The organism is Negativicoccus succinicivorans, assembly GCF_014207605.1.
Classification (GTDB): Bacteria; Bacillota; Negativicutes; order Veillonellales; family Negativicoccaceae; genus Negativicoccus; species Negativicoccus succinicivorans.
In genome coordinates this window covers 215,536-229,076 of sequence record NZ_JACHHI010000002.1, presented here as the reverse complement: position 1 = coordinate 229,076, position 13,541 = coordinate 215,536, and the positions used below count along the sequence as shown (strand labels likewise).

The following is a 13,541-nucleotide window of genomic DNA, read 5'->3' as shown; positions in this document are numbered from 1 at the left end:
CTTGGCAAGCACGCGCGCGCGTCTGCTATAATTATTGTATAGATGTTACGATAGATTCGGAAAGGAGCGACACAATGAACAAATACATGGTTTTATTGAGCAAAGGTTATGAAGAAACGGAAGCGTTACTGGTGGTAACGTATTTGCGCCGCGCCGGCATCGAGGTCGATACGATTTCGACAATGGACACGTTGGAAACCCTCGGCGATCACGATATCATGATCAAGGCGGATAAAAAATGGGATGAAATCCATCTCGACGATTACGCCGGCATCATTACGCCGGGCGGCATGATCGGTTCGGAAACGCTGGCCGCCGATTCGCGCGTCACTAAGGCGATCAAAGATTTTCATGACGCGGGCAAACTGGTCGCGAGCATTTGCGCCAGCCCCATCGTGTTACACGCCGCAGGCATTGCCAAAGACATCGAAGGCGTGTGCTACCCGGGCATGGAAGAAGCTGTCGGTTTCAAAAAAGCGCATGAAGAAATCGTCTTCTTCGATCAAAACGTGCTGACGAGCCGCGGGCCTTTGACGGCGCCCTTCTTCGCGTTGAAATTGATTGAAATCATCAAAGGCGAAGACGCGCGAAATGATGTCGCGGGACAGATTTTGTTGCCGCGCGTCCAAGAAGCCCTCGTCGGCATGGCGCAAGGCAAATGCGCGTGCGGTACGACGGAAGGCGGCGAAAGCTGCTGCTGCGGTCATCATGAACACGCAGAAGGCGGCTGTTGCGGTCATCACAAACATGCAGAAGGCGGCGGCTGCGGTCATCATCATCATTGATCTGCGCGCGCCCGCTCACAATGTCATAAAAACAATAAAAAAAGCAGCTCAGCTGAGCTGCTTTTTTACTGTCTCTAAACGATCGGTAAATCACTCTCGCGCGCGATTAACTCTAAAATATCCGCGCGTGAAATCATGCCGACCAGACGTTTATCTTTCACGACCGGCACATTTTTCAAATGGTCCTCGACCATCATGTCCGTAACGGTATTGGAATCGGCATCCGGCTCGACGTACTCGACTTCTTTCGTCATGATTTCTTCGGCGCGCGTCGCCAACAATTTTTGAAATGTTTCTTCATATTGTCCGTAGCCGCTGTAGTAAAGGCTGGCTCCCAGAACATTGACGTATTGCGGTACGTGCGGGCGCACTTTTTTGTACAGGAGATCCCCTTCGGAAATAATCCCGAGCAATTCGTTATCATCGCCGACAACGGGAATCGCCGTTACCTTATTGCGGACAAATAGCCGGATCAACTCGTGAATCGTCGTGTCTTTGCTGCAGGTCAAGACATATTTACTCATAATTTCAGCTGCTTGCATAGTCGTTACCTCCTCTTACGTATATATTCTCTTTCATTCGCCGATTTCCTTTTATGCGCCGGTGAAAAGATACACGCCCACGCCGGATAACGCCGTGATCAGACCGTACGAGATACCGATCAGCCAGCGTTTCGGCGCGCTGACGGTGAAGTATTGCTGCTGACGCAGGTCGTTACGCCGTGACCAGGTCTGCCGCGCCCGATAGATACCGAAAAATAAAATCAGGATCATCAGCGGACTGAACGTATACCAAGCGGCGACGGCCATCACAATCAGGCCGACCGCCCACACCCACGGCGAAAGGGCTGTGACGATGCGACCACCGTCAAGCGGCGACACCGGAATCATATTAAAGAGCGTAATGAAAAAGCTGAAGTAGGCGATGGCCTGCACCAGGCCGGAATGATTGACGATGCCCCAATACAGCGCGCACAGTCCCGCCACAAGTCCGAAGAACGGACCGCCCAACGCGACAATCGCTTCCTGCCACGCGTCTTTCGGCGGCACTTTCATGGTAATCAACGCGCCCACGAACGGAATAAAAACCGGCGCCGAGACCGGCATGCCGACCGCTTTCGCCGTGATGTAATGACCGAACTCATGAATCGCGATCATCAGCACGATGCCCGCCGCGTATCGCCAACCGTACAACATCGCGTACGACCAGATCATCACGAACATGGATACGGCCGTGCCTAAAAATTTCGTATATTTAAGCGCGAATAGGAGGCTCTTGCCTTTGCTCAATAAGAACAGCAGCATCGCCCCTAAGCCCAGACCGGCCGATTTCTGAAACCCCTTGCCGGAATGTTGGCGCGGCGGCTCCTGCGCCGGCCGCTCCGAGGACCATTCGCGATCTTCGATCACTCGATATTCACCGTCCGTCACCGGACCTTCGTCACGATCACGGCGCGGTTCGTTATAACCTGCCATAAACGGGAAATCACCCTCTGATTTCTAAAAAGTAGTAGACGCCGACGCCGACCAAAATAAGAACTAAAATAATCAACGGCACAATCGAGCGCGAGCCTTCTTCGTCATCGCCGAATTCAGACTCTTCCCGCGCTTTGGCAGCGGCCGCTTTGGCTTCCTCTTCAGCACGCAGCTCCGCTTCCTCTTGGGCGACGCGAGCTGCTTCACGATCGGCGCGAATTTGTTCCGCCCGCCGCGCCATTTCCTCCGCCGACGCGGCCTGATCGGCCGCTGCCAGCGCTTGCACCGGCGGTAATTCCGGCAATTCTTCCGGTACGTATTCTTCTCCGAGTTCCGCTTTCGCGGCCGCCTCCTCCGCCTGACGCTCCATCATTTCACGCCGTTGCGCGGTAATATCCTGCATATTGCGGTGTAAACTTTCCACCTTGCGGCGCATGACTTCTTTGCGGATCGCCTGCAGGAAAATTTGCAACGATTCCATCGCCACCTGCAATGTATGGTTACCGCTCGCCCGGTATTCGAGATACTTGCGATACGCCCAGAGCACCGCCTGATGATGCCGCAAAACATCCGCCGGCGCTTCGGAATGTGTGTGCAGATTGACCGCGACCTCTTTTTCTTTGTTAAACATGCCGTTCAGATGAAACGCCGCGCTGTTGATATGCTGGTACAGGTCGTTCACCCGATGCGCGAGACTTTTCAATTCTTCTTCATATAAAAGGCGCTGATTTTGGGTAAGTCCGCCCGCCGCGAGGCCGTCAATGACTTCCGTCAAACCGTCGATGCCGCCCAAAAGCTGATGCGTATTGGTCAGCAGTTCGCGAAAATCGCTGAGCGCCGTCTGCGTATGCGCGCGCCGCGCCGTCATATAGTGGTACGCCAAATTAACTTCGCGCACCCCGTCCGCCGCTTTCGCATAGTAGTGAGGCGTCACCGCAAACGTGCGCCGCGTGAGATGACCGTGACGATGCGTTCGTGTTTGCGCCGCGCGAATGATCACCGGCGTTGCCACAACCGGTTGCGCCGCCAGCGCCTGCGCGCGCGCGGCGAGCCATTCATCGCACACCTCTTGCAACTGATTTTGCATTGTCAGCAGTTCTTCACCGCTGGCCGCCGTCTGTACGCGAAATCGCTCCGTAAATGTCGCCTGCTGATGAGGCGCGGTGGGGAACAGCGACATAATGTTGGCGTTGTCCTTGCGACTTTTGTCGATGATTTGCGCCCAATCTTTTTCCTGCTTGTTTTGATCCTGCTCGTTTGCCATACCGTCACCTCTTACCAATGATAGGGTTCCCGATGATTAATTTTAGCGGCGCGGTAGAGTTGTTCCAATACCAGGTACCGCGTCATCTGATGCGTAAATGTTAAAGGCGAAAGCGCCCAACGGAACTGCGCCCGCTTGCGCAAGTTCGCGCCGAGCCCGTACGCGCCGCCGATCGCCAGCGTAATCTCACCGATGCCGTCGACCGCGAGATCCGCGAGCTTCGCCGCGAAATCCGTCGACGACAGTTCCTTACCGTGCAAATCAAGCACGATCAAATAATCCTGCGGACGAATCTGCTGCAGCAGCGCATTTCCTTCCTCTTCCAACTGCGCTTCGCGTTCTTTTTCGCTCGGTCGCGTCGTCGTCTTGGCTTCCGGTACTTCAATCTGCGTCAGTTCGCCGTACGGACGCAGCCGTTTGGCGTATTCCGCGCAAGCCTCTTTGAGAAAATTTTGTTTTAACTTACCGACACAAAGCAGACGGTAACGCATCAGCGCGCCTCCAACAACGTCACTTCGGTCGTTCGATCCGCGCCTTCATGCCGATACCCGAGCGTAATTTTCTGCCCCGGCGCCTGCGCGTCAATCTGCTGTCGCAACTCTTGGAGACTCGTGATCGCGTTTCCGTTCACCGCCGTCAGAAAATCGCCGGACGCTATATCGGTCGCGCCGAGCGGTCCGCGCGGATCTTTTTTCACAACGAGAATACCGGTTTCTCCCGTCGGCCACTCGTACCCGTAACGAGCCGCAATGGCTTGATCGACCGCCCATACGCCTAAGTACGCGCGGCGGATTTCACCATGCGCAATCAGCTCTTTTAAAATCGGTCGCGCCGCGTTGATCGGAATGGCAAATCCCAAGCCTTCCACGCCGTTGCTCGCAATTTTGGCGCTATTAATGCCGACTACCTTGCCCTCGGCATTGACCAGCGCCCCGCCGCTGTTGCCCTGGTTGATCGCCGCGTCGGTCTGGATCAACGAATAATGCTGTTCCAGCGGATTGATCGTACGATTTAATGCGGAAATAACGCCGACTGTCACCGTGCCGCGCAATTCCAAGCCCAACGGATTACCGATCGCGATCGCCGGTTCGCCGACGACAAGCGAACTCGAGTCGCCGAATTCCGCCGTCGGCAGACCTTCCCGTTCCACTTTAATGACGGCGAGGTCGGTGGCTTCATCGCGGCCGATCACTTTGCCGGCGATTGTTTCATTCGTCGCCAACATGACATTGACATCATCACTTGTGCCGACCACGTGGTAGTTGGTGACGATGTAACCTTTTTTATCGAAAATGACGCCGCTGCCGACGCTTTCCCCGACCAGCACGCGCCGATTAAACATATCGCGGTCATACACTTTCGTGCTGACCCCTACTACCGCAGGTCCTACCTGTTTGACCGCCTGGACGATCGCGGTATTGCGAACATTGGATAAAATCCGCTCTTCTTTCGGCGTATTCAATGCTTCCAAGTCGTTGCCACCGCCTTGCGGCGCCCACCAGTGGCGCCCCAAAAAGACGCCCAGCAGCACGCCGATAATGATCAGCAGAACCGCGATAATAATGATGTATTTACGATTGTTTCGCATGCTTTCTCCTCGTTCGTAACAGTTTTCGACTCGCAGCGCACATTTCCCAAAACGGCGCCGTGCTGCCAGTGAATGCCCGCCTTCTCCTCTTTAATGCCGGTGGCGTCGAGCATCGTTTCCATGGCCGCGGCAACCGCCGCGCAAGTATTATTCGTTTCACTTCGGTGCGCTAAAATGACATCCAGCCGACGCCCCCGGTACAGCCGCGCCAGCAACCGGCCGGCTTCGCCGTTCGCCAAGTGCCCGCGCGCGCCCAAAATGCGCGCTTTCAAAAACGCGCTGTACGGTCCTTCGCGCAACATGACGGGATCGTGGTTGGCTTCGAGCACCAGCAGCGTGGCTTCCCGCAATGCCGCTTCCACATCGGATGACACAAAGCCCAAGTCGGTACATACCGCGGCTTTCATGCGCGTCGCGGCGAAGGTGAATCCGCCCGGATCCGCCGCGTCATGACTGATCGCGAACCGTTCCACATCCAAATCGCCGAGAGTAAACGGCCGCGTTACTTCCACAAAGCGGCGCGCGTGCGTCACCGCGGTCTCGCCGAGCGCCTGAAACGTCGCGCGTGTCGTATACACCGGCAACGAATAACGTTTCAAAAAAGAAGCCAGACCCTTGACATGATCGCTGTGCTCATGCGTCAGCAAAACGCCGGCCAGTTGCGCCGGATCGACATGCAGCTCCGCCAGCGCCTGCGTGATGCGGCGCGCGCTGATCCCGCAATCGACCAGCACCTGCGTCCGCGGCGTGCGCACTAACGTGGCATTGCCCTTGCTCGAAGAGGCCAGCGTGACCATTTCGAGTTCCGGCCGTTCCATCGCCGCCATGGTTTCGCTCGGCGCGATGCTCGGCGTGTCCTGCGCAGCGCTCTTGATCGTATTCTGTTCAGTATATTGACCGCGCCCGTTCGCAATCTCGCGCGCTAAATCTTCCAGTGTGTTGAACTGCGTTTTCGGCAATGTTTTCCCCCGTTCTTACATTAATTTTTATTATAGCATATGCGCGGCGGCGCGAACCTTTCGCCAACCAAAAACAGCGGACATATGTCCGCTGTCTGAGGGTCATTGCCTTATTTTTTCGAGGCGATAAAACGCGCGATGCGTTTCATGGCTTCGGCGAGATTTTCCATGCTCGACGCGTAGGAAATGCGCACGTGGCCTTTCCCTTGTTCGCCGAATGCCGAGCCCGGCACGACGGCGATACGTTCGGCGGCGAGTAAACCTTCGGCGAATTCATTATCCGTAAGTCCCGTGCTGCGAATATCCGGGAAGATGTAGAAGGCGCCTTGCGGCTTCACACAGGGCAAGCCCATTTTCGTCAGTTCGTCGTATACGAACAGACGACGACGGTCGTATTCCGCTTTCATCGCGGCAACGTCCGCGTCACATTCGCGCAGAGCGGCGAGCGCTCCTTTTTGACTGGTCGTCGGCGCGCACATAATCGCGTACTGGTGGATCTTGAACATCGTTTCCGTAAGTTCGCGCGGCGCGCAGGCGTAACCGATACGCATGCCGGTCATCGCGTAGGCTTTCGAAAAGCCATTGAAAACGACGGTGCGTTCCCGCATGCCCGGTAACGACGCGATGCAGGTGTGCGTGCCTTCATACGTCAATTCCGCGTAGATTTCATCGGAAATGACGACGAGGTCATGCCGTTTCGCCACTTCGGCGATCTCCATAAGCGATTCGCGATCCATAATCGTGCCCGTCGGGTTGTTCGGGAAACCGATCAGCAATACTTTTGTTTTCGGGGTAATATATTTTTCCAATGCTTGCGCCGTCAGACGGAAACCATCTTCCTGCCGCGTCGGCACGAGTACCGGCGTACCACCCGCCAACGTCACGCAAGCCGGATACGCCACATAGGCCGGATCGGGGATCAGCACTTCATCTCCCGGATTCAACAGCGCGCGCAAAGTCATGTCGATCGCTTCCGAAACGCCGATCGTCACCGTGATCTCCGTTTTGGGGTCGTATTCGACGCCGTAGTGTTCGGCGAACAGTTTGGCGATTTCTTCACGCAAAGGCAAAATACCGGCATTGCCCGTGTAAGACGTTTCCCCTTTTTCCAGACTTGCTATGCAGGCTTTAATGACTTTATCCGGCGCGTTGAAATCAGGTTCTCCCACGCCGAGTGAAATCACATTATCCATGGCGCTCGCCAAATCAAAAAATTTGCGAATGCCCGACGGCGGTATCGAAACGACCCGCGGCACCATTCTTGTTTTCCAGTCCATGCGGTCCTCCTTCAAATATATAATCTCACTTCATCATAGCAAAGACGCGCACATGTTTCAATGTAATAAAAAGCCGCACCGCAGGGCGCGACTTTTTATTTTTCGTGGTCCTCTTATTACAGTTTTTTCAATGCTTCCAGCGCGCTCGCGAAGTCAACCTGATCGCTGGCTTCCGGCACGTATTCGATGTAGCGTACGACATTGTCGCGATCGACGACTACCACGCCGCGCGAGAGCAGCCGCAGATCCGGAACGAGGTAACCGTATTTTTCACCGAATTCCGCCGTTTTGTGGTCGGAAAGCGTGACGACGCGATCCAATCCTTCCGCCGCGCAAAAACGTTCCTGCGCAAACGGCAAGTCCATGCTCAACGCGATGACAACGACGTCATCGGCGAAATCAACCGCGTCTTTGTTGAATTGGCGAACCTGGCTCTGGCAAACCGGCGTATCCATCGACGGCACCGGCAAGAGAACTTTAATTTGGCCGTCCCAGTCCGACAATTTCTTGGCCGTTAAATCCCGTGCGACCAGTGTCGCGTCCGGCGCGGTATCGCCGACTTTAATTTCCTTACCGGCGAGAGCCAATACCTGGCCATCCCATTTGGTAGTGCGTTTTTCCATAATATTTTCCTCCTCAGATAACATGTAAATGAATCGGTACACTTATATTATATCACGCGTGCCCCTTTATCCGTGATAAGATAGTGGCAATAAAGGAGGTCTTTATGACGCATTTATCTCTTCCCCGCTGGCAGGCCGCGTACGCCGTCACCGCGAACGATCGCGCCGCCGCGGAGCAGCTCGCTCAGAATCTCGCCGTCGAACAGACGATTGAATATCCCTACGAATTGGTGGAAGGCACCTGGTACGCCGACGAAATGACCGGCCGTATCGAAGCCCTCGAACCGTTTAATGAAACGGAATGGAAAGTCACCATCAGTTACCCCGCCGAAGCGGTACAGGGTGAAATTTTACAGCTTTTGAATATGGTATACGGAAATTCTTCGTTGCAAATGAAAACGCGCTTGCTGGATTTCACATTGAGTCCGGAACTCGCCGCCGAATACCCCGGTCCGCGGTACGGTCTTACCGGTTTGCGCGACTATTGGCAGGTACCCGCCGGACCGTTGGTGATGGCGGTGCTCAAACCCATCGGTCACAGCAGCCGCGAATTCGCCGCCATGGCGAGCGCCTTCGCCCGCGCGGGCGTGGCCGTGATTAAAGACGACCACAGCTTACATAATCAAAAATTTTCTCCCTTTCGGGAACGCGTGACGGTTTGCGTCGACGCGGTCGCGAACGCCAACGCGCAAGCCGGTCACCATACAGCGTATTTGCCGAACATCACAAGCGCCGGCGCGGAATTAGTCGAACGCGCTCTGTGCGCGCAAGAGCTCGGCGCGAACGGAATCATGGTAGCGCCCGCCTTGACCGGTTGGGGCAGCGTGCATGAACTCGCGAAGCATCCCGACTTCACCTTGCCCATTGTCTGCCACCCGTCATGGAGCGGCCCGATGGTGCGCGGTCCGCGACCGGTGATTTCCCCCTTCGTCTATAACGGTTTGTTTCCGCGCTTGGCCGGCGCCGACAGCGTCATCGTCGTGGGAGGCGGCGGCCGTTTCGGCGTGCGCAATGACGCCTGTCTGGCGAGCCGTGACGGCGCGCTCTGCGCGTGGGGAAATTGCCAACCGCTGTTGCCCGCCATCGGCGGCGGCATGACGCTCGACGCGATCGCTGAATTGTCGGAACTCTACGGTGACGATATTATGTACCTCGTCGGCGGAGCGCTGTTCCGCGAAAGTCCCGATATCAAACAGAACACGCGCCGCTTTTTGGCAGGCGTCGAAACGATCTATGCTCACGCCGGAAACGCTCGCTAAACTGACGCGTCTGCGCCGACTGTTAAAAGCCGACGAACGCGTCGTGCTCGCCTATTCGGGCGGCATCGATTCTTCGCTACTCGCGTACCTCGGTCACCAAATGCTCGGCGACCATTTGCTCGCCGTCACCTGCGTGAGTCCGCTGCTCCCGCCTGTGGAACGCATCGCGGCCCGCCGCTTTGCCGCCAGCCACGGCATTCGTCACATGGAATGGCCGACGCCGGATCTCGACTGTGAGGCCGTCGCGCACAACGCGCCCGATCGCTGCTATCATTGCAAGTATCGCCGCTTCGCCGCTTTGCTGGAATACGCGCGCACGCACGGTTACCGGGCGGTCTGGGAAGGCAGCAATATCGACGATCTCGGTCAATACCGGCCGGGCTTGCGGGCGCTGCGGGAACTGCCCGTGACTTCGCCTTACCTCGGCGCGAACTTTACGAAAGCGGACATTCGCGATGTCGCCCGTCATCTCGGTCTGTCCATTTGGGATAAACCGGCCGTGCCCTGTCTCGCCACCCGCTTTCCGTACGGAACCGAACTCGACGCGCCGACATTGACTAAAGTCGCGGTAATGGAAACTCTTTTGCGCACCGTGTTGGGCGAACCGCTGCGGTTGCGCTATGACGGTCGCGCCGCGACGATTGAAGCGGATGCGAAGCGACTGGCGCGCATCTCCGCGAAACGCAAACAAAAATTATTGCAATGCGTGCGTCAATGCGGTATCGCGGCTGTGCAATTCGCGCCCGACGGTTACCGAAGCGGCCGCTATGATCATGAAGATAATAAAAAAACACCTCGCTGAGGTGTTTTTTTATTGGATGGCTTGCTGAAAGCCGCGCCGAAATTCAGTCGCACCGCCATTCGCCGGATGGCGTAACGCGACGCTTGGAATCCCGCCCTGCGCGAGCATCTGTTGCGCTTTGCGCCCGATCGCGAAAATCAGCGGCGGCCGATACATGTCGATGATCCGTCGCGCGAATATCAGTCCCGCGTCGAGTTCCGCCTCCTGCGGCGTGCGATTGGCGAGCGGATTCGTCGCCGGATGCGGATGAAACGGAAAAATATTCCAAAGTAAGAATGATTCCGGTCGCAATCCCGCGTCCAATGCCGCCTGCCACACCATGGTATCCGTCGGTTCGTTATAACCGAGTTGGGCACGCGTGTTCGGCATTTCGTCCGTCACGCGCGACGTGCGTTCAACCGTCTCCGACGTCAGAAAAATATCCTGCGGACCGACGCGTTTGTGGTGTCCCAAAAGCATGCGTTCACAGGTCAGCGCGATGCCGGAAAAGCGACAACCCTGATAGCCCGCCGCCTCCGCCAGCAGCAACACGCGCGGCGCGGTCCGCACCGCCAGGTAACGGCGCAGGTAGTCGCGCCGCCGCGCCGCCGCGCCCGGCAAATCGAGTTCTGTCTCGTTCTGCTCGCGCCAGGGATTCGCGACATTTTGGCTCGTATACGCGCGCAAATCTTCAAGCAGCGCGTCGATATCTGTCTCCATTACCCCTCCGTCGGGCTTCGTAACGAAGCCGTATTCACGTAAATATCACCGGAGTGAAAACGTTCTTTCAACTGCAAAAGAGGCGCGTACGGTTCATTGACAAAGTGTTTGCGCTGCGAACGCGGCACCAACAGCGTCACTTCCTCATGACGCTCCAGCGCCGCCATGAGCTCTTCCTCCGTCATCTGCGGCATCGTGTACTTACCCGCCCAAACCGGGTTTTTTTCTTCGTTGCGATCGGCAAAAGTCGGCACGATCCCAGAATAAAACGGGAACGAGGTCGTGTACGCCCGATAGCAGTAATGAACGCCCGGCTCCGCGGCCCACGCCGACGCGAGTTCTTCCGTGCTCCGATCACGCAACACCGACGGCAAGCCTTCCGCCGTCAATAAAAGAGAAGCGATCACCAGCATCCACGTAACCCGCGCGAAAAGACCTGCGCGGGTTACGTTGCGACGACTGCGCCACAACGTGTACGCGAAGAAAATCAAAAGCACGGCGGCCAAGCCGATCAACATGCGATTAAGATAGGCCATCCCGCCGAGATACAAGGCCGTCATGAAAAAGGCGGGCACCGTGAGCCACGCGTCATATTTGTTGCGGCCGCTGTCGATCGCGTACAGCCAGGCGCGGACGGCGAGCAACACCAGCGGCAAAATCGCGATGTACGTATACGTGATGTACTTGGTCGCCATCGCCGTGTAAAAGAGCAATGTGACCACAGTCCAAACCACGCAGAAACGATACGCCGCCGACGTTTCCCAACGCGCGCGAACGATCTCCCGCAACGCCAACGGCGTCCACGGCAGCGTTGAAAGCGGCAAAATCAGCAAGTAATAATACCAGTGATTATCCTCGGGATGTTCGGAAACCGTGGCCCGTGTAATATTGTGCAGCCCCAGGAAGCCCTGAATAAAATCCGCGCCGTGCGCCATGTACATCGTGACGTACCAAGGCGCCGCCACGAGAAAAAACGCGGCGATGCCCGCCGGATCAAACAGGCGTTTCCAGCGGCGCACGTCGGGCGTCACGGCGAGCCAAACCAATAAAATCAAACCCGGCAGCACGAGTCCCACCGGCCCTTTGGTGAGCACGGCCAACCCCGCGGCCGCGTACGCGAGCATCATGCAGCGACACGAATTTTCCGTCAAACCGCGATACGCGCCGTACATCGTCACCGTCGTCCACAAAAGCAGCGCCGGATCCGTGACCACGCCGCGACTGAGCACCCAAAACGCAAATGTCGTCAGCAAAAATAAACCGCTGTACCAGTACGCGTCTTTGCGTCGCCAAAAACATTCACCCAAAACGCCCGTCATCACGACCGTCGCCGCCCCCATGACCGCGCCGGGCAAACGCGACGCGAAATCGCCGAACCCGAACAGCGCGTAGGAAATTTCCAGCAGCCAATACGCGAAAATCGGTTTATCAAACCAGTAATGACCGTAAATCTGCGGCGATATCCAATTTCCCGCCAACACCATTTCTTTCGCCGTCAGAGCGTAGTTGGACTCCACCGGATCCGTCACCGGTAAATTCCAATTAAACGCGCACAACGTGATCAGCGCCAGCAGAAACAGGCCGCCGTATTTGCGCCATAATGATCCATTCATCAAAGTCAGCGCTCCGCTCAACGACCCAAATCCAACACGATATCCACCGGGCAATGGTCGCTTCCCATGACTTCGGGATAAATCCGCGCTTCCTGAATCTTCGGCGCCAGACGATCCGACACCAGGAAATAATCAATTCTCCACCCGACATTGCGTTCGCGCGATTTCGCAAAATAACTCCACCACGTGTACGCGTCCACCGCGTCCGGATACAGGTAACGGAACGAATCGGTAAAGCCGGCATCCAGCAACTTCGTCATCATATCGCGTTCTTCATCGGTGAAACCCGCGTTGCGACGATTCGTCTTCGGATTTTTCAAATCGATTTCCTTATGCGCCACATTTAAATCGCCGCATAACACGACCGGCTTTTCCTCATTCAGCGCCAACAAATACGCGCGAAACGCGTCTTCCCACGTCATGCGGTAGTCGAGCCGCGCGAGCTCCCGCTGACTGTTCGGCGTATAGCAGGTGACGAGGTAATGATCCGGGTATTCGAGCGTAATCACACGCCCCTCCTGATCATGCTCTTCGATCGCGATCCCGTACGTTACATGTAGCGGTTCATGTTTCGTGAAAATAGCGGTGCCGCTGTAACCTTTTTTGACGGCGCTGTTCCAAAACTGATAGTAGCCCGGCAAATCCAATTCCAATTGGTGCGGCTGCATTTTCGTTTCCTGCAGACAAATCGCGTCCGCGGCGAATTCATCGAATCGTTCCATAAAACCTTTACGCATAGCCGCGCGTAAACCGTTGACATTCCAAGATACGTAATGCATGAAATCCTCCTTTACTGTCCGTTCTATTGTATGAAACTCGCCGCTCGTTTGTCAAAATAAGCGCCTTTATTTTACATAACCGATCCACGGAAAGCGCTCGCGCTGTGCTATAATAAACAAAAATTTATGAGGAGGATTGCGATGAAACGGGTAGTGATAACGGTGCTCGGCGCGGATCGTGTCGGCATCATCGCGGCGGTCACCAAAGTGCTCGCCGAACAAAAGATCAATGTGTTGTCGATCAATCAGACCATTTTGGACGGTTTCTTTAACATGGTACTGATGGGCGACATGACGGATGCGGAATTGGATATGCAAACCTTGCAAAAACAGTTCGCGGAGCTCGGTGAAAGCATGGGGCTGGATATTCGCGCGCAACTCGCCGATGTGTTTTATAAAATGCACCGCGTGTAGGAGG

General features: G+C 56.0%; 15 protein-coding genes. 4 read left to right on the top strand and 11 right to left on the bottom strand.

Annotated features, from left to right (window positions below):
- Positions 1 to 74: 74 nt before the first annotated feature.
- Entirely contained in the window at positions 75 to 785 is a 711-nt protein-coding gene (locus HNR45_RS02845; protein ID WP_159823046.1) for a DJ-1 family glyoxalase III, read from the top strand.
- A gap of 74 nt (positions 786 to 859) precedes the next feature.
- On the opposite strand, the gene HNR45_RS02840 is transcribed toward HNR45_RS02845, so the two are convergent.
- From HNR45_RS02840 to tpx, 8 genes are all read right to left on the bottom strand, one after another.
- Positions 860 to 1,327, bottom strand: coding sequence for a CBS domain-containing protein (locus HNR45_RS02840; RefSeq protein WP_024048607.1), 468 nt, complete (start codon positions 1,325 to 1,327; stop codon positions 860 to 862).
- 51 nt (positions 1,328 to 1,378) lie between these two features.
- On the bottom strand, positions 1,379 to 2,260 hold the full coding sequence (locus tag HNR45_RS02835) for a site-2 protease family protein (protein WP_159823048.1): 882 nt from the start codon (positions 2,258 to 2,260) through the stop codon (positions 1,379 to 1,381).
- Positions 2,261 to 2,270: 10 nt separating this feature from the next.
- Entirely contained in the window at positions 2,271 to 3,524 is a 1,254-nt protein-coding gene (locus HNR45_RS02830; protein ID WP_159823050.1) for a hypothetical protein, read from the bottom strand.
- Positions 3,525 to 3,535: 11 nt separating this feature from the next.
- Entirely contained in the window at positions 3,536 to 4,015 is a 480-nt protein-coding gene (locus HNR45_RS02825; RefSeq protein ID WP_200841507.1) for a 23S rRNA (pseudouridine(1915)-N(3))-methyltransferase RlmH, read from the bottom strand.
- Positions 4,015 to 5,112: a S1C family serine protease gene (locus HNR45_RS02820; protein ID WP_159823052.1), complete on the bottom strand. Its 1,098-nt coding sequence runs from the start codon at positions 5,110 to 5,112 to the stop codon at positions 4,015 to 4,017. The genes HNR45_RS02825 and HNR45_RS02820 overlap by 1 nt, the downstream gene beginning before the upstream one ends.
- Positions 5,067 to 6,071, bottom strand: coding sequence for an MBL fold metallo-hydrolase (locus tag HNR45_RS02815; RefSeq protein ID WP_159823054.1), 1,005 nt, complete (start codon positions 6,069 to 6,071; stop codon positions 5,067 to 5,069). Before HNR45_RS02815 ends, HNR45_RS02820 begins: the two co-directional genes overlap by 46 nt.
- A 110-nt stretch (positions 6,072 to 6,181) precedes the next feature.
- Positions 6,182 to 7,348 carry a pyridoxal phosphate-dependent aminotransferase gene (locus tag HNR45_RS02810; protein ID WP_159823056.1) on the bottom strand — a complete coding sequence of 389 codons (1,167 nt, stop codon included), beginning with the start codon at positions 7,346 to 7,348 and terminating at the stop codon, positions 6,182 to 6,184.
- Positions 7,349 to 7,464: 116 nt separating this feature from the next.
- A complete protein-coding gene (tpx, locus tag HNR45_RS02805) occupies positions 7,465 to 7,971 on the bottom strand; it encodes a thiol peroxidase (RefSeq protein ID WP_159823057.1) in 507 nt (168 codons plus the stop codon).
- Positions 7,972 to 8,075: 104 nt separating this feature from the next.
- Between tpx and HNR45_RS02800 the strand changes: the two genes are divergently transcribed.
- Positions 8,076 to 9,230: a RuBisCO large subunit C-terminal-like domain-containing protein gene (locus HNR45_RS02800; protein ID WP_159823058.1), complete on the top strand. Its 1,155-nt coding sequence runs from the start codon at positions 8,076 to 8,078 to the stop codon at positions 9,228 to 9,230.
- Positions 9,205 to 10,032 carry an ATP-dependent sacrificial sulfur transferase LarE gene (gene larE / locus HNR45_RS02795; protein ID WP_159823059.1) on the top strand — a complete coding sequence of 276 codons (828 nt, stop codon included), beginning with the start codon at positions 9,205 to 9,207 and terminating at the stop codon, positions 10,030 to 10,032. The genes HNR45_RS02800 and larE overlap by 26 nt, the downstream gene beginning before the upstream one ends.
- 9 nt (positions 10,033 to 10,041) lie before the next feature.
- Here the strand turns inward: larE and HNR45_RS02790 are convergent, their stop codons facing one another.
- The 3 genes from HNR45_RS02790 to HNR45_RS02780 are packed head-to-tail and all read right to left on the bottom strand — an operon-like array spanning position 10,042 to position 13,123.
- Complete coding sequence (locus HNR45_RS02790; RefSeq protein WP_159823060.1) at positions 10,042 to 10,731, bottom strand: uracil-DNA glycosylase; 690 nt, start codon at positions 10,729 to 10,731, stop codon at positions 10,042 to 10,044.
- A complete protein-coding gene (locus HNR45_RS02785; RefSeq protein ID WP_159823061.1) occupies positions 10,731 to 12,344 on the bottom strand; it encodes an ArnT family glycosyltransferase in 1,614 nt (537 codons plus the stop codon). The genes HNR45_RS02790 and HNR45_RS02785 overlap by 1 nt, the downstream gene beginning before the upstream one ends.
- 17 nt (positions 12,345 to 12,361) lie before the next feature.
- Positions 12,362 to 13,123: an exodeoxyribonuclease III gene (locus tag HNR45_RS02780; RefSeq protein WP_024047992.1), complete on the bottom strand. Its 762-nt coding sequence runs from the start codon at positions 13,121 to 13,123 to the stop codon at positions 12,362 to 12,364.
- Positions 13,124 to 13,264: 141 nt separating this feature from the next.
- Here HNR45_RS02780 and HNR45_RS02775 point away from each other — a divergent pair, with 141 nt between their 5' ends.
- The gene (locus HNR45_RS02775; RefSeq protein WP_024047991.1) at positions 13,265 to 13,537 is read left to right on the top strand and encodes an ACT domain-containing protein; all 273 of its coding nucleotides are present in this window, start codon (positions 13,265 to 13,267) and stop codon (positions 13,535 to 13,537) included.
- The last annotated feature ends 4 nt before the right edge of the window (positions 13,538 to 13,541 follow it).

What these genes read in the sequence shown, in the direction of transcription:
- HNR45_RS02820 (WP_159823052.1), bottom strand. Translation starts at nt 5,112, where the DNA reads ATGCGAAACAATCGTAAATACATCATTATTATCGCGGTTCTGCTGATC.
- HNR45_RS02840 (WP_024048607.1), bottom strand. Translation starts at nt 1,327, where the DNA reads ATGCAAGCAGCTGAAATTATGAGTAAATATGTCTTGACCTGCAGCAAA.
- larE (WP_159823059.1), top strand. Translation starts at nt 9,205, where the DNA reads ATGCTCACGCCGGAAACGCTCGCTAAACTGACGCGTCTGCGCCGACTG.
- HNR45_RS02790 (WP_159823060.1), bottom strand. Translation starts at nt 10,731, where the DNA reads ATGGAGACAGATATCGACGCGCTGCTTGAAGATTTGCGCGCGTATACG.
- HNR45_RS02780 (WP_024047992.1), bottom strand. Translation starts at nt 13,123, where the DNA reads ATGCATTACGTATCTTGGAATGTCAACGGTTTACGCGCGGCTATGCGT.
- tpx (WP_159823057.1), bottom strand. Translation starts at nt 7,971, where the DNA reads ATGGAAAAACGCACTACCAAATGGGATGGCCAGGTATTGGCTCTCGCC.
- HNR45_RS02800 (WP_159823058.1), top strand. Translation starts at nt 8,076, where the DNA reads ATGACGCATTTATCTCTTCCCCGCTGGCAGGCCGCGTACGCCGTCACC.
- HNR45_RS02810 (WP_159823056.1), bottom strand. Translation starts at nt 7,348, where the DNA reads ATGGACTGGAAAACAAGAATGGTGCCGCGGGTCGTTTCGATACCGCCG.
- HNR45_RS02785 (WP_159823061.1), bottom strand. Translation starts at nt 12,344, where the DNA reads ATGAATGGATCATTATGGCGCAAATACGGCGGCCTGTTTCTGCTGGCG.
- HNR45_RS02775 (WP_024047991.1), top strand. Translation starts at nt 13,265, where the DNA reads ATGAAACGGGTAGTGATAACGGTGCTCGGCGCGGATCGTGTCGGCATC.
- HNR45_RS02830 (WP_159823050.1), bottom strand. Translation starts at nt 3,524, where the DNA reads ATGGCAAACGAGCAGGATCAAAACAAGCAGGAAAAAGATTGGGCGCAA.
- HNR45_RS02825 (WP_200841507.1), bottom strand. Translation starts at nt 4,015, where the DNA reads ATGCGTTACCGTCTGCTTTGTGTCGGTAAGTTAAAACAAAATTTTCTC.
- HNR45_RS02845 (WP_159823046.1), top strand. Translation starts at nt 75, where the DNA reads ATGAACAAATACATGGTTTTATTGAGCAAAGGTTATGAAGAAACGGAA.
- HNR45_RS02835 (WP_159823048.1), bottom strand. Translation starts at nt 2,260, where the DNA reads ATGGCAGGTTATAACGAACCGCGCCGTGATCGTGACGAAGGTCCGGTG.